General features: G+C 53.4%; 16 protein-coding genes and 1 pseudogene. 13 read left to right on the top strand and 4 right to left on the bottom strand.

Features of this window, described 5'->3' with window-relative positions; genetic code table 11:
- Positions 1–171: 171 nt before the first annotated feature.
- From D7X94_RS15135 to D7X94_RS15125, 3 genes are all read left to right on the top strand, one after another.
- A complete protein-coding gene (locus D7X94_RS15135) occupies positions 172–1,953 on the top strand; it encodes an ABC transporter ATP-binding protein (RefSeq protein WP_147401755.1) in 1,782 nt (593 codons plus the stop codon).
- Positions 1,946–3,829 (top strand): ABC transporter ATP-binding protein, encoded by a 1,884-nt coding sequence (locus tag D7X94_RS15130; protein ID WP_120428501.1) that lies wholly within the window; start codon positions 1,946–1,948, stop codon positions 3,827–3,829. The genes D7X94_RS15135 and D7X94_RS15130 overlap by 8 nt, the downstream gene beginning before the upstream one ends.
- A gap of 234 nt (positions 3,830–4,063) precedes the next feature.
- Positions 4,064–5,437, top strand: coding sequence for an MATE family efflux transporter (locus tag D7X94_RS15125; protein WP_120428500.1), 1,374 nt, complete (start codon positions 4,064–4,066; stop codon positions 5,435–5,437).
- A 137-nt stretch (positions 5,438–5,574) separates the two neighbouring features.
- On the opposite strand, the gene nhaC is transcribed toward D7X94_RS15125, so the two are convergent.
- The gene (gene nhaC, locus D7X94_RS15120) at positions 5,575–6,981 is read right to left on the bottom strand and encodes a Na+/H+ antiporter NhaC (RefSeq protein ID WP_120428499.1); all 1,407 of its coding nucleotides are present in this window, start codon (positions 6,979–6,981) and stop codon (positions 5,575–5,577) included.
- Between the two features lie 129 nt (positions 6,982–7,110).
- Complete coding sequence (locus D7X94_RS15115) at positions 7,111–8,136, bottom strand: NAD(P)H-dependent amine dehydrogenase family protein (RefSeq protein WP_120428498.1); 1,026 nt, start codon at positions 8,134–8,136, stop codon at positions 7,111–7,113.
- A gap of 404 nt (positions 8,137–8,540) precedes the next feature.
- Between D7X94_RS15115 and D7X94_RS15110 the strand changes: the two genes are divergently transcribed.
- The 4 genes from D7X94_RS15110 (at position 8,541) to D7X94_RS15095 (ending at position 13,349) form a co-directional block, all read left to right on the top strand.
- Positions 8,541–9,956: a hypothetical protein gene (locus D7X94_RS15110; RefSeq protein ID WP_120428497.1), complete on the top strand. Its 1,416-nt coding sequence runs from the start codon at positions 8,541–8,543 to the stop codon at positions 9,954–9,956.
- A 329-nt stretch (positions 9,957–10,285) separates the two neighbouring features.
- Positions 10,286–10,777, top strand: coding sequence for a zinc ribbon domain-containing protein (locus tag D7X94_RS15105; protein ID WP_147401754.1), 492 nt, complete (start codon positions 10,286–10,288; stop codon positions 10,775–10,777).
- A gap of 82 nt (positions 10,778–10,859) precedes the next feature.
- Positions 10,860–11,504 (top strand): zinc ribbon domain-containing protein, encoded by a 645-nt coding sequence (locus D7X94_RS15100; RefSeq protein ID WP_120428495.1) that lies wholly within the window; start codon positions 10,860–10,862, stop codon positions 11,502–11,504.
- Positions 11,505–11,537: 33 nt separating this feature from the next.
- Positions 11,538–13,349, top strand: coding sequence for a zinc ribbon domain-containing protein (locus tag D7X94_RS15095; RefSeq protein ID WP_120428494.1), 1,812 nt, complete (start codon positions 11,538–11,540; stop codon positions 13,347–13,349).
- A 272-nt stretch (positions 13,350–13,621) separates the two neighbouring features.
- Here the strand turns inward: D7X94_RS15095 and D7X94_RS15090 are convergent, their stop codons facing one another.
- Entirely contained in the window at positions 13,622–15,667 is a 2,046-nt protein-coding gene (locus D7X94_RS15090; protein ID WP_120428493.1) for a glycoside hydrolase family 31 protein, read from the bottom strand.
- A 205-nt stretch (positions 15,668–15,872) separates the two neighbouring features.
- On the opposite strand from D7X94_RS15090, the gene D7X94_RS15085 reads away from it, so the two are divergent.
- From D7X94_RS15085 to murC, 4 genes are all read left to right on the top strand, one after another.
- Positions 15,873–16,793 carry an AraC family transcriptional regulator gene (locus D7X94_RS15085; RefSeq protein ID WP_158591051.1) on the top strand — a complete coding sequence of 307 codons (921 nt, stop codon included), beginning with the start codon at positions 15,873–15,875 and terminating at the stop codon, positions 16,791–16,793.
- A 91-nt stretch (positions 16,794–16,884) separates the two neighbouring features.
- Positions 16,885–18,627, top strand: coding sequence for a class I mannose-6-phosphate isomerase (locus D7X94_RS15080; RefSeq protein WP_120428491.1), 1,743 nt, complete (start codon positions 16,885–16,887; stop codon positions 18,625–18,627).
- A 15-nt stretch (positions 18,628–18,642) separates the two neighbouring features.
- On the top strand, positions 18,643–19,572 hold the full coding sequence (locus D7X94_RS15075; RefSeq protein WP_120428490.1) for an ROK family protein: 930 nt from the start codon (positions 18,643–18,645) through the stop codon (positions 19,570–19,572).
- Between the two features lie 199 nt (positions 19,573–19,771).
- A complete protein-coding gene (murC, locus tag D7X94_RS15070; RefSeq protein ID WP_120428489.1) occupies positions 19,772–21,142 on the top strand; it encodes a UDP-N-acetylmuramate--L-alanine ligase in 1,371 nt (456 codons plus the stop codon).
- 106 nt (positions 21,143–21,248) lie between these two features.
- On the opposite strand, the gene D7X94_RS15065 is transcribed toward murC, so the two are convergent.
- Positions 21,249–22,742, bottom strand: a complete 1,494-nt coding sequence (locus D7X94_RS15065; RefSeq protein WP_158591050.1) for a PASTA domain-containing protein — start codon at positions 22,740–22,742, stop codon at positions 21,249–21,251.
- Between the two features lie 631 nt (positions 22,743–23,373).
- Here D7X94_RS15065 and D7X94_RS15060 point away from each other — a divergent pair.
- Together D7X94_RS15060 and D7X94_RS15055 are read left to right on the top strand one after the other, a co-directional pair.
- Entirely contained in the window at positions 23,374–23,571 is a 198-nt protein-coding gene (locus tag D7X94_RS15060) for a hypothetical protein (RefSeq protein WP_120428487.1), read from the top strand.
- Between the two features lie 75 nt (positions 23,572–23,646).
- Positions 23,647–24,154 (top strand): annotated as a pseudogene (locus tag D7X94_RS15055) (transposase); the annotation flags it as partial.

Raw genomic sequence — 24,154 nt, 5'->3', positions numbered from 1 at the left:
AGATAACTATCATAAAGGGTTTATAAACTCTCTGGGGATTCGCAGAATCTTCAGAGAGTTTTTTATAAAGCCCGTGAAAATTATTTATAAAAGGGGTGGAAAAATGGAAAAAGCTATGCTATAATAGCCAAGTATGTGAAGAAAAATGGTGAAGGAAAAGGAGGAAAAACTGTGATACTTGGCAAGCATATCAACCGGTACTACATAAAATACGCGTGGATTTTGCTGCTTGGTCTGGCCGCGCTGGTGGCCGTGGACTATTTCCAGCTGGTGATCCCCAATCTCTACCAGATGGTCATCAACGGCCTGAACCAGGGCTATGTGGAGGTCGACGGCCAGACGCTGCCCTTTGACCTGGACTTTCTGCTAGACAGGATCTGTATGCCCATGGTAGGGGTAATTCTGGTGATTGTAGCGGGGCGTTTTCTGTGGCGGCTGGCCTTTATGGGCAGTGCCATCCGGCTGGAGGCGGATTTGCGCAACCGCATGTTTGACAACGCCAAGAACCTTTCCCGGGAATTTTATCAGGAAAACAAGGTGGGCGACCTGATGAGCCTGTTCACCAACGATCTGGACACTGTGCAGGACTGCTTCGGCTGGGGCGTGCTGATGTTCTTTGACGCCCTGTTTATGGGTACGCTGGCGATTATGAAAATGTGGCAGATGAACTGGGTGCTCACCTTGCTCTCCATGATTCCCATGGCATTTCTCCTCAGCTGCGCCACCATTGTGGGCAAGCGCCTGACGGACAAGTGGGAGATCCGCCAGGAAGCCTTCTCCAGGCTGTCCGACTTCTCCCAGGAGAGCTTTTCCGGCATCGCGGTCATCAAGGCCTTTGTGAAAGAGTCCAAGGAACTGTTGGCATTTAAAGAGCTGAACAAGGAGAATGAGGTTGCCAATATCAACCACACGAAAACAGCCGTGCTGTTCCGCATTCTGGTCTCCCTGTTTATCGAGAGCGTGGTCTGCGTGATTCTGGGCTACGGCGGCTTTCTGGTATATCAGGGGCATTTTAACGCCGGCCAGCTGGTGGAATTTATTGGTTACTTTAACGCGGTAGTGTGGCCCATCATGGCTGTCAGTGAGCTTATCGATATGACCTCCCGGGGAAAGGCCTCTTTGAATCGAGTGAGCGAACTGCTGGACGCCAAGGTCACCGTCACCGACAAGCCCGGCGCAAAGCCCTTGGAGCGGATCAAGGGCTCCATCGAGTTTAAGGACCTGACCTTCCGCTATCCGGATGGGGAGTACAACGCGCTTGAGAATATCTCCTTTCAGATTGAGGCGGGGGAAAACGTAGGCCTGGTGGGCAAGACCGGTTCCGGCAAGACCACCCTGGTAGACTTGATCCTCCGCACCTATAATGTGCCAAACGGCACGGTCTTTGTGGACGGCCATGATGTAAACGACGTGACCATCCACTCTTTGCGGGAGGGGTGCGCCTATGTGCCCCAGGACAATTTTCTGTTCTCCGATACCATTGAGCACAATATTGCCTTTGGCGTGGAGGATTATGACGGCAAGGACATCGCCCAGTATGCCCATCTGGCGGACGTGGCCAACGATATCAAGAAATTCCAGCACGGCTTTCACACAGTGCTGGGGGAGCGGGGCGTGACCGTTTCCGGCGGGCAGAAGCAGCGCATCTCCATTGCCCGGGCTCTGATGAAAAACGCTCCCATCCTGATCCTGGACGACTCCGTGTCCGCAGTGGATACCAAGACCGAGCGCTCCATCCTGGGGAACTTGCGGGCCACCCGGGCGGGAAAGACCACCATCCTGATCGCTCACCGGATCTCCACCATTGAACAGATGGACAAAATTCTGTTCATCGACCAGGGCAGGCTGGTTGCGGTGGGGGCGCATGAGGATCTTTATAAAAATTGCTCCGAATATAAGAAAATGGTTGACTTGCAAAAGCTGGACGAGGAGGGGGAGGAACACAATGCGTGAGTATCTGCCTATTTTAATCGTAGGAGCGATTATTGGTTCCTTTGCGTTAGCTTTTACGGCGGCTTTCATCATTGCCAAACGGCGGAACCAGTTGGAGGGCAAGCAGCGGAATATGTCAGACAGAGAGATCGTCAGCCGCCTGCTGGCCTATGCGAAGCCCTATAAAATGCAGTTCGTGCTGGTGTTTTTTGTGATGCTGGTAGCCAATGTGTATTCTGTCATTTCGCCTTTGATCATCGGCCATATTGAGGAGACGGTGGTGGGAGATTTTGAGCTCTCCTACCTGTTTACCATTGTAGGCGCATATATCGGCATATTGCTGGTATCTCTGGCGTGTACTTACATTCAGGCCATGGTGCTGCAAAAAGTGGGGCAGAAAATTCTCTCCGCCATGCGGGAGGATGTGTTTACCCATATTGAAGGGCTCTCTCACGAGCAGCTGAATGATATTCCTGTGGGCAAGCTGGTGACTCGGGTGAGCAACGATCCCAACGCCATTTCCTTCATGTTTACCAACATTCTGGTCACCCTGGTGCAGAACGTGATGGTGGTCATCGCCGTATTGGGCGCCATGCTTATGCTCAACTACATGCTCACCTTGATGGTGCTGTGCTTTGTGCCCTTTGTGATTCTGTTTACGGTGATTTTTCGGCGTTTTTCCCGGCGGGTACACCTGCGGGTGAACGACGCCACCACGGATGTGAACACCTATCTTTCCGAAAATTTATCCGGTATCAAGATTACGCAGATCTTCAACCAGGAGGATCGGAAGATGCGGGACTTTTTGGAGCGCTCCAAGACTTTGCAAAACGCCAAGCGCAGCAGGATGTTTGTGTTCGGTGTGTTCCAGCCAATGGTGTATATGCTGTATATTTCCTCGGTACTCTGTTTGTTATACTTGGGAGGAAAGGGGTATATCGGAAATTGGACGGTGTTTGGCCAGACGGTTTCCAGCGGCGTGGTGGTATCTTTTTATATGTATATCTCCAAGTTCTTCAACCCCATCCAACAATTGGCGGAGCAGTTTGACATGCTGCAGCGGTCCTTTGCGGCGGCGGAGAAAATCTTTACTGTGATGGACATGGAGCCCCATATTGTGGACAGCCCCAATGCCAAGGACATAAAAGAGATCAAGGGAGAGATCGAATTCCGGGACGTGTGGTTCGCCTATAATCCCGGCGAGTGGGTGCTGAAGGGTGTGAGCTTCCATATCAGCCCCCGCCAGACCGTGGCTTTCGTTGGGTCTACCGGTTCTGGAAAATCCACCATTCTTTCCCTGATCTGCCGGAATTACGACATCCAAAAAGGGCAGATCCTGATTGACGGCGTGGATATCAAGGATATCACCATCGCCTCCCTTCGCAAGCATTTTGGGCAGATGCTTCAGGACGTATTCCTGTTCTCCGGCACCATTCGCAGCAATATTGTGCTGCGGGATGAGTTCCCGGAGGAGGAAATCCGCCGGGCCTGTGAGTATGTGAACGCGGACAGCTTTATTTACCGCCTGGACAATGGCCTGGATGAAATCGTCAGAGAGCGGGGAAATAACTTCTCTGCGGGGCAGCGGCAGCTGCTGTCCTTTGCCCGGACTATTATCCACAAGCCCGCGGTGATGATTCTGGACGAAGCCACAGCCAATATTGACACCGAGACAGAGCTGCTGATTCAGGACTCTCTGGAGAAAATGAAAAATATTGGCACTATGCTGATCGTGGCCCACCGGCTTTCTACCATCCAGCATGCGGATAATATTATTCTGCTCAGCCACGGAGAAATTCTGGAGCAGGGCACTCATCAGGAGTTGCTCCGGCGGAAAGGAAGGTACTACAATCTCTATACACTACAATATAATAAAGAACAGCTGCGAAGAGCATAAAGTTTAGCGGCGGATAGCGGCTCCACAAGAGCGCATTGGAGGCTGAAATCTTAGAAGCCGTACCGATAGAATGTAGTATATCGTTATCCGGCTGTTTTGAGCGCTGGCATTGTTGCGAAAACTTGAAAATTTACAGATTTCCTGCGCTTCCGTGCCTTGCCGGTGCCTAAAAATAGGCTTGAAAACTGTCGCGCGAATGCGAATGGTAAAGATTCTGACAGTAAGGTGATTGAAATGGAAAAGAAAAAGGCCGCAAATCTGGATATGACCCAAGGTTCGCCTGCGAAGCTCTTGATTTTTTTCGCCATCCCCATGCTGATTGGCGGAGTGTTCCAGCTGATGTATAATATGGTGGATACAATTGTGGTAGGACGCTTTGTAAGCATTGACGCGTTGGCGGGCATTGGCGCTGCCAGTTCTACCAGCATGTTTCTTATGCTTATGGGCAATGGCCTTACCAACGGCCTGTCTGTAATAATCTCTCAGGCGGAGGGAGCCAAGCAACAGGAGGTGCTGAAAAAGGCGGTTTCTCATGCGGTGTATCTTGTGTTGGGGGGAGGTCTGGCGCTGGGACTGCTGGCCTTTTTCGGAGCACAGCCTATGATGAGGCTGCTGGGCGCGCCGGAGAACATTATCGGCCAGTCGGTAACCTACATCCGGATCACTGGTGGGCTGACAATTGCGCTGCTTAGCTATAACGGTGTTACCTCTGTGCTCCGCGCCATCGGGGATTCCAAAACTCCCCTCTATTTTTTGATTTTTAGTTCTTTGATGAACGTGGGTTTGGATTTGCTGTTTGTGCTGGCATTTCATGGAGGCGTGGCGGGAGTGGCCTTTGCCACGGTGATTTCTCAGGCGGTTTCGGCGGTGCTGTGTATTGTGTATATGGCGAAGAGGCATCCCCGCCTGATGCCCAACCGGGATGCCTGGCACTTTGACAGCGCCATGATTCGGGAATACCTGCGTATTGGACTACCTATGTGCGCCCAAAGTTTGGTGCTCTGTGTGGGAATGTTCGTAATCACTGCCGTGATCAACTCCTATGGCTCGGATATTGTGGCTGCTTATACAGTGGGCGGCAAGGTAGAGCAGCTGGCCACCGTGACTTTTTCCAACGTAGCCTTTTCCTTTTCTGTATATGCCGGGCAGAATTATGGAGCAAAGCTGTACGCACGAATTAAGGAGGGCCTGCAGAAGGGCATGGTGATTGTGGGCGGTTTAGCGTTGATTTCCACGGCAGTTATGCTGCTTTTTGCCCGCCCCTTGGCATTGATTTTTATGGACCAGCCCAGCGATTATGTACTGGAAGCCTCAGTGAGCATGATTCGGATAGAGGCAGTCCTATATGTAGCCTTGGGAGCTATTTGGACGGTGAATTCAGCTCTGCGGGGGATTGGCGCGGTGAAGATAACTCTGGTATCCAGCATTGTGGAGCTGGCATCAAAAATCGGCCTGTCCGTGCTGCTGCCCCTGGTGATCGGGTATGTAGGAATTTGGATGGCTGCGCCCATCGGTTGGGTGCTAGGGCTGATTCCCTCTATGATTTTTTTGCTGGGGTGGTTTCGCAATCCCAGAGAATTGGGAAAGACGAAGGGAAAGGCCTGCTAAGTCCCGCCCCGCCGGAAGCCTGGATCCTTCGGATCCGGCTTCCGGCCATAAAAAGGAATCGGCACCATTGGCGCCGGTTCCTTTTTATGCAAATTCCGGGACTCTTCGAGTCCCGGAATTTGGGGGCGGGGGTGTGATTAGCTCTCTTTCTTGGCAACCTTGAGCTTGGGCATGCTCTTGCCCATAGCCGCAATGATAATGGCGATCAGGGGATTGATCCAGCCAAAAAAGGTGAAAGGCCCATACTGCCAGGCGGAAATTCCCAGCATGTTTTCCGTAAATCCCGCGCCTGTGCTGTAGGGGACAATCCCGCCGAACACCGTGCCCGCGTCCTCCAGAGAGCGGCTCAGATTCTGCGGAGCCAGTTCATACTGCTTATAGAGAGGCCGGAACAGCCGTCCCGTCATGATGATTGCCACATACTGCTGCCCAGTGCCCAGTAGCACGCCCCAGGCCGTGAGAATGGTGGCAATCACCAGCCCCCGCTGAGACTTCACATGGCTGACCACCTTTTCCAATAAAGCGGCCGCCATGCCGGTGCGCTCAAAAATACCGGCGAAGCTCAGGGCGATAATCATCAGGGCCACCGTGCGCATCATGCTGAGAATACCGCCCCGGTTCAGCAGAGTATCTACCGTGTCTACACCGGTGCTGGCGGAAAATCCGCTCATCACACCGGCCAAAACAGAGTCCAAACTGGCGCCCTGGAGAAACAGCGCGGAGAGAATTCCCAGCAGCGCCGCACCCAGCAGGCCGGGCAGAGCGGGTATGCGCAGAATGACCATCACCAGCACTAGGAGAGGCGGCAAAAGCAGCAGGGGATGAATGAAAAAGTTTCCTTGCAAAGCGTCCAGGGTGGCCTGTACCTGAGAGTTGTCCGGGCTGCCGCCGCCATAGACGAACCCCAAAATTCCATAAATTACAATGCAGATGATATAGGTAGGCGTTGTGGTTACCAGCATATGCCGAATATGCTCAAACACATTGGTGTCCGAAACCGAGGGGGCCAGATTGGTAGTGTCAGAGAGGGGGGACATCTTGTCCCCAAAATAGGCTCCGGAGACAATGGCCCCCACCGTAATGGCCGGAGGAATTCCAATGGCAGAACCAATGCCAAACAGCGCAACTCCCACGGTGCCAATGGTGGAGAGGGAACTGCCAATGGCCAGGGAAACCAGAGAGCACAGAAGCAGCGTGGTCACCAGGAAGAACCGGGGAGAGATAATCTGCAATCCGTAGTAGACCATAGTGGGGATGATGCCCCCGGCCATCCATGTGGCAATCAGAATGCCGATGGACATAATGATGAGCAGCGCGGGCAGGGCCGGGGTGATAGCAGCGGAAATCCCCTCCAGCATGTCCTCCCAGGAGTACCGGTGAAAGGCGCCCACACAAGCAGCCAAAACTGCGGCCAGCAGCAGGGGAACATGGGGCGCGCTGCCCAGCCCGGCGGTAAAGGAGACCACCAGGAGGATCAACGCGGCGAAAACAGCTGCGGACAGCCAGAATCCTACCGGCCTCTGGGTCGTTTGCTTTGATTCCATAAATAATTACCTCCTCAAAATGTATACTAAATTAGTATACATAGCATATCACTTCCAGAAGGAATAGTCAAGAACAAAAAAGCCCGCCCGGGCAAGACGCTCAGGCAGGCTTTTTGCTTTCAGAAGGGATCAGCAGTAAAACTCCAGCGGGTAGGTGGGGAAGGCAATTTCATCCAGCTCGTCCATGGTAACAAGGCCGGCGGGGGCCAGCAGTACGCTGGGGATCCGGTTGACAATGGTGGCGCAGGTGTGCTCCACGGTGGCGGGCTTCACCACATGGAATTCTGTGTTGGGCTCACCGGTGATCTTCCAGTCGCACATATCCCCATCCTCCGGGCCGTACACCTTGCCGATGCACTGGGTCTCGATCACCGGACCCTGGAAGGTCTCGGTGGTGACCACAGCCGCCATGCCGATGCAGTTGCCCTTGGGGATGGTGGCCCCCATAGTCTCAGAATACAGATCTGTGTCGTGGAAATAGGGGACACATTTCTGGGTCTGACTCTTGATGGTCCAGCCCATTTTGGCGGCCAGGGCCTCGTTGGAGTTCCACACATAGGAGGGCTCCAGCACCTCGGGATGGGCAATCTGCCTCTCAAACTCTTCGGGGGTGAGCATCACGCCGTGGGCCTTAGCCAGGGCCAGCCCGTACTCCTCCACGTTGTAGCTCACCGCGCCCTCGATCTTCTGGATGGAGTTGCAGCTTCCGGCCACCATGCCCACCATGTTCACCCAGAAGGTGTCCTCCATGCCGCTGCCCACGAAGGTGCAGTTGTTCTCCTTGGCCAGCACGTCTAATTTATTGGCCCGCACCGGGTCAGTCGTCCAGCAGTAGGTGGCCTCCTCACAGGTGGTGATGACGTTAATGCCCCGGCTCAGGCATTTCACATAGTGGTCGTAGCAGTCGCTGACCAGGCTGAACAAGGTGACAACGGCGATATCCGCGTCGCAGTTGTCTAGCACCTCATCCGCGTTATTGCTGATGAGCACCCCGGTCTTGACGCCCAGGCCCGCGTAGTCGCCCACGTCCATGCCCACGATCTCCGGGTTCACGTCAATGGCGCCCACGATCTGGGCCCCGTGCTCGTGGAGATACCGCAGGGTATACTTGCTCATTTTGCCGCAGCCGTACTGGACCACTTTGATTTTCTGCATTTTGATTGCCTCCTTTGATTTGTCCCCAGGGGGATCCAGAGATTATCACTATTGTACCGCCTTCCTGGAGTGAAATCAAGCTGAAATTGGAAAATAAACAAATTTATTTTTATCATTCAAATTGAATTTTGTAAAATTCGATCGAAAGGACCATTTTCTTGGGGGTTGCGTAAAATCCCCGTTAATAAGAATCCGGTTTTGGGGCAAATGGTTGCATGAAAACGGAAATTTTTTTATTTTCTCGCTTTTCCACGAAAATCCCAGGAAAAGTCTGGCGGGACCGGGGCCCGGTTTTCATTGCGGAAATGCTTTTTTGTGGTATAATCAAAAATATAGGAGATTGATGACATGGGGTTGCTTTTTAACACACCCCATGTCACGATTTACGTATAGGAGGCGAATCTATGAATTCAAAGAAAAAGGGCCGGTTTCGCGGCCTGAAGCCCGTGGCTTTCCTGCTCTGCGCTCTGGCGCTGGGAGCTCTGGCGGCCTGTTCTCCCGAAAAGCCGGACGTGCCCGAGCCCGCCGCTTTCGACCCCCAGGAGCCCCTTACCATCTGCTTCGACCTGGACAGCGTCCTCGACCCCCGGCACTATAGCTTTTCCCAGGACGGCTCCTCCAAATACACCGGGGCCAAACAGCGCCGGGAGGCGGTGGAGCAGCTGCTGGAGGCCATGAAGGCCCAGGGCGGACCGGAGAACGTCCAGGTGGAGTTCGTGGAGGGCGTGGGCGACGAAAGGGACGGCCAGCTCACCCGCCTGCGGGCAGAGCTGATGGCTGGGGCGGGCCCGGACCTGTTCGTGGTGTGTCAGGCCGGGGACGGCAGGGACCTTTTCAAGTTCCCGGAGAAGAAGATGGAGGACGGCCTGTTCCTGCCCCTGGACCGCTACCTGGAGGCCCCGAAGTTTATGGACCCCGGCGGAATGGTCCAGCCCATCTGGGACGCCGGGAAGAGCGCCGACGGCCGGCAGATGCTGCTGCCCATGACCTACGACATCAGCGTGGTGGCCATGCGGGCGGAGGACGTGACGCTGGACCCGGAAAAGAACTACACCCTCTCCGACATGCTCTCCGGCGGGACGCCCTGGCTGACCGGGGCCCTGGCCCATAAGATCGATGAGATCGACAATACATTCGGCTGGAATGTTATCTCCCTGGCTTTTGGCCAGCTGGCGGACTATAAAAAGGAGGAGCTCCGCTTTACCCAGGAGGATCTGGGGGAGATCCTGGAGGGGTTGCTGGACTTCAATCAGAGGGCCAACAGAGGCGAGCTGGGGGACCTGCCCAGGGGCGTGGGTGTGGAAAATCCGGTGAACCTGCCCAGCGCGATCCAAGAAAAAAGTTGGCGGGGAGACGACCTGACGCTGGCGCCCCTCTATGGCCGGGAGGGCGGCGTCACTGCACGGGTGATCCATTTCGCCGGGGTGAACGCCAACGCGGGGAACCCGGCCGGGGCCTTCTGGGCGGCGGACTTCCTTTTGGGCGAGGACTATCTGCAGAGCTCGGACTTCGGCATGTACCTGTGGTGCAAGACGCTGCCTGTCTGCCAGAACCTGCTCCAGGAGGACAAGCCCCTGTTCTACCAGCGGGACAAGAAGAACCCGGAGGTGAATTCCACCTGGAGCCTCAACGAGGACGAGTGGCGGGCCTTCACGGCCCTGCGGGAGAGGATCACGGACGCGGAGTACCCCACCGTGCTGGACGGAACCATCTCCCAGGCATATTTTGATATGTTCTATTCAGCGGAGGACGAGCCCGCCCGAAAGAAGGTCATCACAGAGACGTATTCAAAGCTGAAAATGCTGCTGGGGGAGTCGTGAAAAATAGGTTGTACCCAATTTCAAATGAAAAGTGTATACAGGAAGATTCTACCCTGCTTTTTTCAGTAGTGGAATAAAGATCTAGGATAACAAGGGTGTTCGCAAATTTTTAAAAAATGTGACAATGTTTCCCAGGAAGTATTGCTTTCCTTTAGAAAAGGATGTATAATCAAACATATATGAGATTGTGAACATAAAGGAAACCCGGGACTTCCTCTCTCAAGTCTCGGGTTTTGCTTTATTATCCGGTTGTTTCACTTTGGATCCGCTTTTGGCATGCACTCAAAAGGCAGGCCGTGGATAAATACATAGAAAATGGAGGAAAGGATATGCCGTTCTTCGAGCAACTTGGGAAGAAAATTACCGATGTAAGCCAGGGGGTGGCCCAGCAGACCAAAAATCTTACGGATATCACCCGCCTAAACAGTGCTATTTCTGATAAAGAGAGGCAGATCAGCCAGCTATACCTGGAAATTGGCCAGGCTTATTATCAAAAGCACAGCCAGGACAATTCTGCGGAAGAGTGGGAGCGGATTGCCGCTATCAACGCTTTAGGAGGGGAAATTCAGAAGTGCCGCAGGGAGATCAGCCAGATCAAGGGCTTTGTTCAATGCCCGAACTGTGGCGGCGATGTGCCCTTGCATGCACAGTTCTGCAATGCCTGTGGGGCGAAAATGCCCCCGCCCGCTGCGGCTGAGGTTCCTGAAGATGCCAGGATCTGCCCAGCCTGCGGCGCTGTGATGGGCCCGGAGAACAAGTTCTGCATGAAATGCGGCGCGAAGCTGGAGGTGGACAGCCAGCCCCAGGACGAGGCCCAGTGACCGGCTCCGGTCTCTCGCCGGTGAGCGGCGGGCCGGTGGAAATAAAGGAATTATGAATGAGAAAAATTGAGGAGGTTCTACTATGTTTTGTGGAAAATGCGGAACAGAGATCAAGGATGGGGTGAAGTTCTGTCCCCAGTGCGGCGCGCCGGTTCAGGCCGGGAACAGTTCGGCCCCGAGCCAGGGGCAGCAGCCCCCGGCGGGGAATTGGACGCCCCAGCGCCCGGCAGCATTCCAGCAGGGATTCCGCCTGGCGGCGTTCAACCCGGCTGGCATGCAGAGAGGAAACCTGCCCCACATTGCCATTGCCGCGCTGAACATTCTGGTGCTGATTCTATGGTTCTGCGAGACCTATGCGGCGTCGGCTCTGGGATATTCCCAGGGTGTCTCTCTGGGCGGGGGCTTCAGCGAGGATCTCCCTGGCATGAACGTGATCACAGTGCTCCTCTGCCTTGCGGCGGCGGTTCTGTCCATCGTAGGCATGATCCGGGGAAAGGGCAGGCCCATTGTGCAGCTGATTTCCTGGATCTGGTCCACAGGCATCTTTCTGCTGGCCCTTGTCCTCACCGCCAATGAGGCCGGAAAGTTTGGCCGGCTGGTGAACGTGAGCCTGACCTTTGGTGGCTGGCTTTACCTCTTGGCCTGTATTGCCTTGGGCGTGCTGATTATCCGCCTGATGATTCGTCCCGGCCGGAAGCCTCCCATGGGACCTCCTCCCATGGCGTAAACGTCGCGCGTAAGGCATATAAGGAGGGTAATCATGTTTTGTACAAATTGTGGAACCAAAATTGACGACGGCGCAAAGGTGTGCCCCCAGTGCGGTGTATCTCTGGAGGCTTCCACTCCAGCCGCACCCCTGCCGCCCAGTCCCCAACCCGCCCAGGCTTCTGTTTCGCCACCCCAGGGAGCGCCCGCTCCTGCAGGGGCCGCGGTAGGAAAGCTGCTGAAAAACAAGGCGGTCCTGGGGGGAATAGCCGCTGTGCTGGTGCTGGTGATCGTGCTGGCGGTAGTCCTGTCTCAGCCCAAAACCGTCAACCTGGACGAGCTGATCACCGTAGAATTCTCCGGCTATGACACGGTGGGAACTGCTTATGCCCATTTTGACGAGGAGGCCCTCAACGCCCAGCTTGCCAAGGCTCTGAACAGCGAGAAGGCTTCTCTGAGCTCCTTGGAGGGCTATCTGGCCTGCCGGGGAGCCATCAGCCTTTCCCTGGACCAGGCTCAGAACCTGTCCAATGGCGATGAGGTGGTCGTAAATGTGGACTACAACAACGAGGCTGTCAAGAACTATAAGGTCAAGTTTACCGGGGGCTCTCACAAGTTCACCGTTGAGGGTTTGGAGCCGGTAAAGGAGATCGATCCCTTCGCAGACCTCAAGATATCCTTCTCGGGAATTTCTCCCAATGGCTCTGTGGAGTATACTTATGAGGGTAGTGCGGATTATCTGTCCCAGTATAGCTTCCAAAGCGACAAGACCTCCGGCCTGCGAAACGGGGACACCATTACCGTCACCCTGCCAGGTTTTGAGACGGAGAATACGGTCCACTCTGGCTACCGGCTGACAGAACAGTCCAAAACCTACACGGTGGAGGGCCTGGACGAGTATGTGGATTCCTACGAGGACTTGCCGGAGGAATTCCTCAACCATGTCAAGCAGGAGAGCGAGGATATTATCAGCGCTTATATTGCCCAGTCCTATAATAAGGAATGTCCCACCGGCGAACTGGAATATGCGGGCTATGCCTTTATGTGCGTCAAGTCCGCCGAGGACGCCTATAACGGATATAACAGGCTCATCGTGTTTCTTCGGACCAAGGTGTCCCATACAGAAGGGAGTTTCCCGGACACTATAGTTTACTATCCGGTGAGCTTCCCCAACATTCTCTCCAGCGGGGGAAAAATTACCTGCCAGGAGAGTGAGGGGATTCTGGGAAGCAGCAGGTTGGGCGACGGCAGCTACAGCACTAGGGGCTACAGCAGCCCGCTCTTGGCTTACAAGGAAACCGTCACGCCGAATGTGGACAAATGCGTGGTGGAAACCGGCGATGGCTTTGAGAAATATGAGAGCTACACGCCCATCGCAAAATTGTCTGATATCAGCCAGGAGAACATGAAAATGCTCACAGATAAGGCTACGGACGCGGCCCAGGCTGTTGTGGCGGATGTGAGCGTGGAAAAGACTTCTGCGAAGAATATGGCGGTGAAGGGCCAGTACCTGCTGGTGAACAAAGCCCAAGGGGACGATTTTGCTGAGAATAACCAGCTGATAATCGTGCTCAGTGCTACTGTGACCACCGAATCTGTGAATAGCTGGGATAAGACTAAAACCTTTGAGGATACGGTGGTCTACTTCCCAGTGATATTCTCCGGTGTGGTGAATGTACCTGGGGATGAGTTTGCGTATGTGACTCAGAGCAGAATTCAAGGCAGCGCCTCCCTCAGGGGAGAACATGGCGGATACAGTATTCGCGGCTATACGGACGGCGCCTCTATGTTCAGCGACTTGGTGACTGCCAAACGTACCAACTATACATATGAAGTCAGCGATGGCTTACAGGAATTCGGAAAATAAGTGCTGAAATAAGAAGTCCTGGACGGAAACGCTTCTGTCCAGGACTTCTTTGCTTTTTTAGTCTTTGACGGCAAATTAATTTGACCGATGAATTTGAAAAAATTCTTTTACGGCTTTTTGGCGATATACTTAACGCGGTTCAAAAGAGGTATACCTCTTTTGAACCGGGCGGCAAAGCCGCTTGGCTTTAAAATTGGTAGATACTGATTTTAAAGTGCGTTTACTATAGTCCATAGCGGATGGATAGTCTCTCCCAAGGGCTAGACGCCCTTTTACCGGATTGCGGCGAGGGGAGAATCCTGCCGTTCAAAGACGGGCATATAGTCTATGGGAGCCTCCACAGCGACAGTTTTCCCGCCGGAATATATCTGGCCGGTAGAGGTGAGCTTCCAGCTACCCGCGGGCAGGTATACTTCCCGTTGGAACTGGTTCAGATGCAGCACCGGAGCCACCAGATACTTTTCGCCGAACATATACTGATCTTGAAGATCCCAGCAGCGCTGATCCTCGGGGAACTCATAGAACATGGACCGCAGCAGGGGAGAGCCATTTTCGTGGGCTTCCTGGAAAAGGGATTTGATATAGCCATGCATGTCCATGCGCAAAGCATAGTATTTCTTCATGATGGCGTAATTCTCTTCGCCATAGCTCCACAATTCGTTAGGCTGTCCGGTGTGCAGGTAGCCACCGCCCCAATCCCGGTCGTCCAGCGGGGGAATATTGTAGGGCCCCCGGTCTCCATGCATCCGCAGCACCGGAGAGTATACCGCGAACTGATACCAACGAATCAGAAGCTGCTGAAAATCCGGATCGTTCACATCGTCGGTCATAAAGCCGCCAATATCAGTGGTCCACCAGGGAATGCCCGCCAGTCCCATGTTCAGTCCGCACTGTATTTGGTCCGCAAATGCCTCAAAGGTGCTGGGCACATCCCCGGACCAGATCACGTTGCCATATTTCTGAGAACCCGCCCAGCCGCAGCGTAGCAGATTCACCACGGGAGTGTCACCTTTTCTCATCTCGTCATAGAAGGTACGGCTGAACATTTGGGGATACAGGTTGCTCTGGGCCAGGGCCGGACCATCCCAGTAGCGGTAGTGCTCCCAATCGTAGACGCCCAGGTCCGGTTCAGAATTGTCCAGCCAAAAGCCGTCAATGCCGTAGTCATAGTAGTTTCGCTTACAGACATCCCACACAAATTTCCGGGTCTCCGGGTTAAAGGGATCGATTTCCACACAATCCCCCTGATAATCGTATGTCTGGGCTGCGCCCCGTTCTGTGCGCATGAGCAGCCCCTTCTCCAGCATGGGGTAAAAATTTTCAGATTTCCGGTCCACCGACGGCCATACGGATACGATCACCTTAATGCCCATAGAGTGGAGCTCGTCCACCATGGCTTTAGGATCGGGCCAGTATTTCTCGTCAAACTTCCAATCACCCTGAAGAGTCCAGTGGAAGAAGTCGATGACGATCTGGTCGATCTTTATGCCTTCTTTCTGGTACTGCCTGGCCACGGCAAGCACTTCGTCCTGGGTGCGGTAGCGGAGTTTGCACTGCCAGAGCCCCATTAGATTTTCTGGGAACATGCCTGCCCGGCCTGTAACAGCGGTATAATTTTCCAGGAGAGCTTTGGGGGTATCGGCGGCGGTGATCCAGTAGTCCATTTCTTTGGTAGAACGGGCGATCCACTCATAATAGTTGTTGCCAAAAGTCACCCGGCCTACGGCGGGATTATTCCACAAAAAGCCATAGCCCAGGGAGGACAGGGCAAAGGGGACAGAAATCTGGGAGTTTCTTTGGGCCAGCTCCAGAACGCAGCCCTTTAGGTTCATGCACTCCTGTTGGTATTGACCCATGCCGAAGAGTTTTTCCTCCCGGCAGCTTTCAAATTTAACATTCAGGGAATGCTCCATGCCCCCAATAACGCCCTTCCACTCCCGATTGACGAGCTTGAGGCAGCGGCTTTCTTTGGAGATGGTTCCATCGTAGGAGCGGAAGTATTCCCGGAGAATCAGGTGCTGATCCTTATAAAAAGAGAGTACGCCAGCATGGTTTACCTCGGCCCGAATGCGGCCGTTGACGATGGTTCCGGTTTTTCTTTTGATGGTGGTTCCAGGAAAAATCTCTACATCCTTTTCCTCCAGCGTGATCTGAGGCGCTGTCTCCTCCACAGGTTCGGTAAGGGCCCAGCAAGTACCACTGAACTCGGGCAGTACGCTGGCTCGTACCCGCAGGGAATCCTTTTCCCAGGCCTCAATGCGGACTCGCTCCCCCTGGTGGAAGAAAGTCAGTCCGGCCTTGTCTTTTTCCATTCGCATAGTGATCCTCCTCATGATATTTCTTGTTGCTTGCTGCATTTGGGCATCTAACAGCCCGGCTTGTTTGAAAGACCGAGGAATTGGTCAAAAAGATTTCCTGGCTTTCCAAATCTGCCTCTTAATGGTATAATACTATGGAGCCAACCGGATAACAAGTGAAATACTCTTTAAAAGTAATATGATTCTATGGAAAAGGGGTACTTCCATGATACTTTGCGGCAAAGAAACCGAAGAACGGCGCCAGCACAGCACAGCGCTGATCCCCTATAGCGTATATCGGTGCAGAATTCCCATAGATTTTATGAATGTTCCCCTGCACTGGCACAGCGAGTTCGAACTCAACCGTATCATAAAAGGGGAGGGGGAATTCCTCTGCGGCGGGGAGCGCTGGAAAGCGGGAGCGGGGGAGATGCTGATTCTTCCCCCCAATATACTTCATGCGGCGTACCCTGTCTCTGATGTCGAATTGATTTACGACGCTCTGGTATTCAGTCCGGTGATGCTGGGAGCCAATTCAGGGGACCGCTGTGCCATGGAGTGCATCCGTCCGCTGCTCAATGGATCCGCTGTGCCTGCCGCCCGGATTTTGCCTTCTATGCCAGATTATTCCAGCCTATGGTCCTGCGCGGAACGGATTTTTTTCTGTGTGGAGGAAAACAGCGCTCGCTACGATCTGATGCTAAAAAGTGAACTGTTGCGGCTGTTTTGGATCTTAGAAAGCAGCCAGGTGCTTCCTTGCCAGGAAAAACCCGAAATGGAAAATTGGGAAGCGCTCCGTCCCGCTCTGGAATTTATGATGGAACATTTTTCAGAGGGCGTCCGGGTAGAGGATCTAGCCAGAATTTCCCACCTGAGCCAGAGCCATTTCATGAGCTGCTTTAAAAAAGCGGCCGGAGTCAGCGCCATGGAATATCTGGCTCAGCTGCGAGTCAAGGCTGCCTGCGAAGCTCTGGCCTCTTCGGAAAAAAGGATTTCAGAGATCGCTCTGTCCTGTGGCTATGGAAATCTCTCCAATTTCAACAGACAATTCAAGCGGATTGCCGGATGCACTCCTCGAGAATATCGAAGCCAGAGTTCGAATGCCATGGAAGCGCGGTCAAGAAAAGTTTCTATGGAATTTTCTTGACAGGCTGGGATAGGCCTTGTATAATACATCTTAAATTGCATAGGAGCAGATTGCAAAAAATATGCGTCCTAGAATGATATGAGAGGTTTTTATGAATTATTGTAAAGAGCCCGTGAATCGGGTGGACGTGGACGGAACGCAGGCGTGGACCGGATATCAGGCTATTTTGAAAGTGCTCTCTCAAAAGGCGGCCAGGTATATGGAGGAGAAGGGAACTTGCCTGCTGGCGGTGGACTGCTATCCCGGCGTGGATGAAGAGGAACTGGCCGCGGCGCTGAAGAGCCTGCATCCGGCCTGCTTTCTGGAGATCTCTCAGGCGCTCTGCTCCCGGGAGGATTTTGCCCGCCGTCTGGCCCCTTATCTTACTGACGACAGAGTGTTTGGACGTATGTATTACGGTGAGCTGGAGGATTTCCAGGATTTGGAGAAGCTGAAGGAGCTGCGCGCTCAGGCGGAGTCCGCTTCCGGGCTGACGGTGGTTTTGGGATTTGGCGCGTCCGGGCTTTTCCGTCCGGACATCTTGGTATACGCGGATATTGCCCGCTGGGAGATTCAGCTCCGTTACCGGGCGGGAATGCCCAATTATTATATGGATAATGGCGGAGAAGATAGTCTAAAAAAGATCAAACAGGGATATTTCTTTGAATGGCGGATTGCCGACAAGCACAAGCGCTCCCTGCTGGAGACCATGGATTTTTATCTGGACGCCAATCAAAAAGACCGGCCGGTGATGGCTGCCGGAGCCTGCTACCGCCGCGCTTTAGAAGAGCTGGCCCGGAAGCCCTTCCGCACTGTGCCCTATTTCGACCCAGGCGTATGGGGAGGTCAGTGGATGAAGCGGGTGTGTGGATTGGATCCCCAAAAAAAGAACTACGCCTGGTCCTTTGACGGTGTACCCGAGGAGAACAGCTTGTATCTGGAAATCAATGGGATGAGGTTGGAGACGCCGGCCATGAATCTTGTCTTATACCGTCCGGTGGAGCTGCTGGGCCCCCAGGTATACGCCCGCTTTGGGGCGGAATTCCCCATCCGCTTTGATCTTTTAGACACGATGGGGGGGCAGAATCTCAGTCTGCAGGTCCATCCCCTTACAGACTATATCCATAGCCAGTTTGGTATGAGCTATACGCAGGATGAGAGCTACTACATTTTGGATGCGGAGGAGGGGGCGCAGGTCTACCTGGGCCTGCGGGAGGACGTCTGCCCCAAGGAGATGACAGCGGCGCTCCGAGCAGCGGCGAAGGGGGGGCCGGCCTTCCCGGCGGAACGCTATGTGAACCGGTTCCCCGCAAAGAAACATGACCACTTTCTCATCCCCGCCGGGACGGTCCACTGTTCCGGCAAAGGCTGTATGGTGCTGGAGATCAGCGCCACGCCCTATCTCTTTACCATGAAGCTCTGGGACTGGGGGCGGCTGGGATTGGATGGCAAGCCCCGACCCATTCATATTGAGCATGGGGAAAAGGTGATCCAATGGGATCGTCGGACAGAGTGGGTCCGGGAAAATCTAGTGGACCAAACCCAGGTCCTTCTGGATACCGGAGACTACCGAGAGGAACATACCGGGCTCCATGCTCTCGAATTTATAGAAACCAGGCGGTATGAGATCCGCGCTGTCTGCGCTCTGAACACGGAAAATAACGTGAATATGCTGAATCTGGTAGAAGGAGAAGCCGCTGTGGTGGAGAGTCCTCTGGGGGCCTTTGAGCCCTTCCAGGTTCACTACGCGGAAACCTTTATCCTCCCGGCCGCTGTGGGGCCTTTTATCATCCGTCCCGAGGGGGAAGGTCCCATTAAAGTCATTCGGGCCTATGTGAGAACTCCAAAGGCATAGGGCGGAGGTGAGAGCATGAAAACGATAGCGGTTGACTTGGGTGGCTCAAGTGTAAAGCTGGGCGTGGTGGCGGACGGGGTATTAATCGATTCCGCCAAGATCAATTGCCGCCGAGGGCAGGAATTTCAAGCTGTCGCGCCGGAGATCGAAGTTGTCTGCAAAAAATGGCAGAGAAGCTATGGCATAGATGGGTTGGGAATTGCCTTTCCAAGCCTGGTGGATCCGGTGGAAAAGAGGGTATTGGGTCATAACAACAAATTCCCGGACGGTGTGGATTTTCCCTTTGCGGACTGGGCAAAGGAACGCCTGGGTTTGCCTGCGGTGCTGGAAAATGACGCCAACGCGGCGGCTTTAGGCGAGTGGGGGTATGGAGCCGCTCAGGGCACAGGGGATTTCGCGCTAATGATTCTGGGTACGGGCATAGGGATTGCGGCGGTGATGGAAGGCCGTTTGGTACGGGGCAGGCACTATCAGGCAGGGAACATGTTCGGGCATATTCCCCTGAAGCGGGGAGGTCGCCCGTGCAGAGCTTGTCCGGGGACAGGCTGTGCGGAAGCGCAGGCCAGCACATGGGCTCTGAAGGATATGGCTGCAGATTCTTCTATTGATAGCCCCCTGAAACAGGAGCCAGACCTGAATTTTAAACTTCTCCGCCAATATTATGATAAAGGGGATGCCTTGGCTCGGGAGCTGTTTCAGGAATGTTGCGGATATTGGGCAAACTGTCTCATTGGATTGGCGTATGCTTATGACCCGGAAGTTCTGGTACTCAGCGGCGGTGTTTTGAACTGGGGGCCGGAATTGCCGGAATGTCTGTTTCAGGAGGTAGACCGGCGAGTCTGGACCCCTTGGGGAAAAATTCAATACCGTCTTGCCAAAAACCCGGAGCATTCTGTGCTGCTGGGTCTGCATTATGCATACCATAGGCGGTTGGAGGGGAAGTAGGCCGGCGCCGGCGTACTTGCTGGTGACGCACCTATACGCCTTCAGCGAAGCGAGAAACCTGTATCAGAGAATGACCTCTTGTCGGAGTCATTTTCTGAAAAAGTAAAGCCATCAACGAGAAAAATACCTAACCCCCTTTATTTTGCACTTGGTTTGTAATATAATAACATGGAAACTATCTGCTGAAAGGGAGTCAAAAATGGATAATATATTGGATCGGGTAAAGAGACTGCATTTTGTGGGCATCGGCGGTTCGGGTATGTGCCCTATGGCGGAAATTCTCCTTCACATGGGTTACGCCATCTCCGGTTCCGACCAAAATGAGTCCGACACCTTGGAGCGGGTAAAAAGCTGGGGGATCCCTGTGTATATGGGCCACAGCAAAGACCATGTCGCCGGGGCAGAGGCGGTGATATACACTGCCGCCTGCAAGCAGGATAATCCGGAACTGGCCGCCGCTCGGGACCAGGGAATTCCCACCCTGGAGCGCTCTGTCATGCTGGGAATGCTAACAGACCGGTTTCCCCAGTTGGTGGCGGTTTCAGGCACTCATGGCAAAACCACTACTACCGCTATGCTCACGCAGATTTTGGTGGAGGCGGGTAAAGATCCCACCGCTCTGATCGGAGGCAAGCTGCCTCTGATCGGAAGCAACAGCCGGGTAGGACAGAGTGGCATTTTCGTGTGTGAGGCCTGTGAATATGTGGACACCTTTTTGCAGTTGCACCCAGCTGTCTCTGTGATTCTGAACATCGAAGCGGACCACTTGGATTATTTCAAGACCCTGGAAAACATTGTGAAATCCTTTGCCCAATTCGCTGCCCAAACCAGTGAGCTTCTGGTAGTAAACGGCGGCGATAAGGAGGCGATGGAGTCCGTGGCTCGGGAAACCGGTAAGGAGATCGTCACCTTTGGCCTGGACAGCGGCTGCGACTACTACCCCGCCCAGATGAACGAAGAGCCCACCGCCTGTGAGGATTTCACCTTGATGTGTCGAGGGGAGGCTCTGGGGCGGGTTAATCTGGCTGTTCCCGGTGGGCATAATATGCTGAATGCCCTGGCGGCGGCGGCCGCAGCCCACTCTTTGGGCGTGGCCCCGGAGTCCATTTGCGCGTCTTTGGGGACTTTTGCTGGGGTGCACCGGCGCTTTGAGGTACTGGGTAAGTTTGACGGCATCACCGTGGCCGATGACTTCGCCCACCATCCCACCGAGCTTACCGCTGTCCTCAGTTCCGCCATGAAAATGGGCTACCGGCAGGTCTGGGCCGTCTTTCAGCCTCATACCTACTCCCGTACCTACAATTTCCTGAAGGATTTCGCCAATGCCCTGGCAATTCCCGACCACTTGATCATGACCGAGATTCTGGCGGTCCGAGAGGAAAACATCTATAACATCCACACCAGCGATCTGGCGGCCAAGGTGCCCGGCAGCTGCTGGTTTGACAGCTTTGAGGAGATCGCACAGTACGTGATGGATAACGCCCGGCCTGGCGACTTGATCCTTACGCTGGGCGGCGGGGATATTTACAAATGCGCCAATTTCATTGTCCAGCGCTATCAGGAAAGATAGATTACTCTCTGTCCGGTAGAGAAATATAAAAGCTGCTCCCGCTCAGGGGCAGCCTTTTATATTTGCAAACGATCCCACCCGCAAATTCTCTTGGCCGAGTTCGTCCTTAATTCTCTTCTGGGCCCGCGCTTACCAGCACCACCACCATGGTAGCATAGTCCAAGGTATCTCCCGCTTTATAATCCTTATACCCAATAACATAGCCCAGCTCCACTTCGCTGCTGAACTGTTCCTCCTTTTTAGGTTCAAATCCGTTCTCCGTTAGTTTTGCCTGAAGCTCCGCAAAACTGGCCCCTTGAAAGTCGGGCAGAGTCCGTGTAGCGCTGCCCTTGCTCACCACAACGTTTATGGTCCCATCCGGCCGCATTGTCTCTCCAGAAGCCGGTGTTTGCTCTACAATGCTTCCTTCGGCCACTGTGTCGTTGAACACCTGGCTGGATATTTTCAGCTTAAACGAGAATTCTCCGCTTTCTGTGCGGTTTTGCCACACATCAAAGCGCTGATTTACCATATTTGGCGCCTGGATAGGCTCTTCGTTCTTATTCTCTCCAAAAATCTGTCCCAGATCATGAAAAGACATTCCCTGATCTCCCATCCAGTTGGAAGCCACAATCGCCAGGACAACAAGGGAGATCAAGCAGGAGCCGATCAACCATACTATTGGTGGCAAGCCATAGCGATGCCTTGGCAAATCCCGGGAAACCGGCGGGAGACGACGGATGGCATCTGTTTCTTCCACCTCATCCACCAAAGCAGGAGCAGAAGAAAGCTCTGTTCGGAATGTTTCAAAACTACCTGTACGGACAGCCTGCTTGATCTGTAGGGAATTGGCAATGGCGGTCACGGCAAAAGGCGGAACAGTGCGGATGATTTCTTTAGAAATCATCAAGCGTTGGTCTCGCAGACGGCGGGGCGCATCGTCAGGCAGTTGTCCCGTCAGGCAGAACAGCATACATGCCCCCAGAGCATAGACATCACTAACCTCGCCGCAAGTGGCTTTGGCGCTGTACTGCTCAATTGCCGCGCAGCCCGGATAAAGATCCAGGTCCAGCACCCCTCCCGCACGATGCACTGGATTGATATGAAAGCCTGTAATCACCATATTACTATCTCGGTTAATCCGCAGGGTTTCCGGCGATAGGGCCAGGTGGCTTACTCCCAGAGAATTGATAAGGCTGAGAGCCGTGATCACCGGGGTAAAGAGGCGGCTGGTTTCGTTCCAGCTAAGTCTTCCGCCAGAATCCGCTACATAGCGGTTCAGGGAGATGGTGTCCGGATCTTTGTAAACCGTATAGACGGTACCATTTTCCTGAAAGATATCCAATACGGATTCTACCACGCTGAGCTCACGGAGGCGGCTAACATTTTTAGAAAGCTCCAAAAAATCTTCCATATATTGCTGAAAGGTACGGCTATGCTCGCTGGATGGAGCCACCGCTCCACTTTGTTCCCGCCGGGCGATGGCACGGGGAAAGAACTCCCGCAACTCCACCAGCTTTTGGGTAGAGCTATCAAGGGCACAATAGGTTATTCCCTCCCCATTGAGTGACCTGACGCGGCCTATAATATACCGGGAGGTAAGCTCTGTCTGATACTTCAAGACCCCTTGCGGCTGCTGCTTATTGTTGTCCCAACCACATATGGGACAGCGGCCGCCGTCATTTCCGGGCCGATAACTAGAGAAACAATTCATACAGAGTTTGCTGACCATTTTCAATACCCCATGCCGCGCAGGACAAAAAACGGAACATCCGCGTGCTTTCATTTTATGTCAAAAAATGTATACTACATCCACAATATCATATTTCTTATCTATTCTACCATATTTTCTTTGAAAACACAAGGGTTATTCTTGCTTCAAGAGCGCCCGGTGATCTTGATAGTGAAAACACAATCGTGATTGCAAATGCTACGGGAATAATATTCTTTGCCGATTTCAAAAGTGTTCATGTGATTACCTCCATATATTGAACATATTGTTGAAGCTGCCTTATACCATGTCGGCCCCCCTTTTCGTGTCGGCCCGCAAGGTTGGCCCCTGCCGTATTCTTTACGCCCCGGCGGGTGGGCTTGTGTTCCCTCTTTCTGTCTTTAATTATACTCGCGTGAGTATGAAAAGTCAACACGCAAAATTGCACAAAGATACTCGCGTGAGATTGTGCAATATTCATACTTGCGTGAGTATTTGAAAAGTGCTATAATCTCAAAGGAAGCAGAAAGGAGGGGCAAGCATGGAAAAAAAGAAATACGCAAGCAACACCCGCGCAAAAAACAAATGGAACGCGGCGAACTATGATCGTCTTTACCCTTATGTGAAAAAAGGGAAAAAAGCGACATATCTTGCCGCGGCACAAGCGACGGGAAAGTCGTTGAATGAATGGATAGAAACGACGCTTGACGCGGCGGCACAACAGGCGAACGAGGAATAATAGAGAATAGAGAATAGCGAAAACGAAACCCGCCCTTGCTTATGGCTTGGGCGGGTTTTCCTGCATGGAGGGCCTATGAATTATAAAGGGAATCAACATTTGAAATGGGAAGATCGGCTTTCGCTTGAACGTATGCTAAAAATCAAAACGCCGAAACCAAAAATCGCGGAAGCGTTGGGCGTTTGCTTGAAAACCGTATACAATGAAATTGCGCGGGGAATGTGTGAACAGCTTACAAGCGAACTTGAACCCGTCCAGCGGTATTGCGCGGACGTTGCAGAACGTAAGTATCAGGAACATTTGCGGGCAAAGGGGCCGGACATAAAGCTGGGAAAAGATTTTGCTTTTGTGGAGTACATAGAAGAACAGATCATTGAAAAAAGACGGTCCCCCGGCGCGGCTTTGGCGCAAATTGCGATTGCAGGAAGCCGGAGGACAGGGACAGACAGAAACGGGCGCGGCCCGCAAAGGGGGACACCATAGAGAAACGCCCGCAGGAAGTAGCGGACCGTGAAACTTTCGGAAATTGGGAAATGGATAGCATTATAGGTTGTAAGGGAAGCAAGGCTGCGCTGGTGGTGCT

The sequence above is a fragment of the Acutalibacter sp. 1XD8-33 genome (genome assembly GCF_003612555.1).
In the GTDB taxonomy this organism is placed as follows: Bacteria; Bacillota; Clostridia; order Oscillospirales; family Acutalibacteraceae; genus Acutalibacter.
The sequence above is the reverse complement of the archived record's forward strand: the minus strand, read 5'-3'. Positions and strand labels throughout refer to the sequence as shown.

Bases quoted from the DNA above. Each gene is read 5' to 3' on its own strand.
- D7X94_RS15130 (WP_120428501.1), top strand. From the start codon at position 1,946: ATGCGTGAGTATCTGCCTATTTTAATCGTAGGAGCGATTATTGGTTCC.
- D7X94_RS15125 (WP_120428500.1), top strand. From the start codon at position 4,064: ATGGAAAAGAAAAAGGCCGCAAATCTGGATATGACCCAAGGTTCGCCT.
- nhaC (WP_120428499.1), bottom strand. From the start codon at position 6,981: ATGGAATCAAAGCAAACGACCCAGAGGCCGGTAGGATTCTGGCTGTCC.
- D7X94_RS15115 (WP_120428498.1), bottom strand. From the start codon at position 8,136: ATGCAGAAAATCAAAGTGGTCCAGTACGGCTGCGGCAAAATGAGCAAG.
- D7X94_RS15110 (WP_120428497.1), top strand. From the start codon at position 8,541: ATGAATTCAAAGAAAAAGGGCCGGTTTCGCGGCCTGAAGCCCGTGGCT.
- D7X94_RS15105 (WP_147401754.1), top strand. From the start codon at position 10,286: ATGCCGTTCTTCGAGCAACTTGGGAAGAAAATTACCGATGTAAGCCAG.
- D7X94_RS15100 (WP_120428495.1), top strand. From the start codon at position 10,860: ATGTTTTGTGGAAAATGCGGAACAGAGATCAAGGATGGGGTGAAGTTC.
- D7X94_RS15095 (WP_120428494.1), top strand. From the start codon at position 11,538: ATGTTTTGTACAAATTGTGGAACCAAAATTGACGACGGCGCAAAGGTG.
- D7X94_RS15090 (WP_120428493.1), bottom strand. From the start codon at position 15,667: ATGCGAATGGAAAAAGACAAGGCCGGACTGACTTTCTTCCACCAGGGG.
- D7X94_RS15085 (WP_158591051.1), top strand. From the start codon at position 15,873: ATGATACTTTGCGGCAAAGAAACCGAAGAACGGCGCCAGCACAGCACA.
- D7X94_RS15080 (WP_120428491.1), top strand. From the start codon at position 16,885: ATGAATTATTGTAAAGAGCCCGTGAATCGGGTGGACGTGGACGGAACG.
- D7X94_RS15075 (WP_120428490.1), top strand. From the start codon at position 18,643: ATGAAAACGATAGCGGTTGACTTGGGTGGCTCAAGTGTAAAGCTGGGC.
- murC (WP_120428489.1), top strand. From the start codon at position 19,772: ATGGATAATATATTGGATCGGGTAAAGAGACTGCATTTTGTGGGCATC.
- D7X94_RS15060 (WP_120428487.1), top strand. From the start codon at position 23,374: ATGGAAAAAAAGAAATACGCAAGCAACACCCGCGCAAAAAACAAATGG.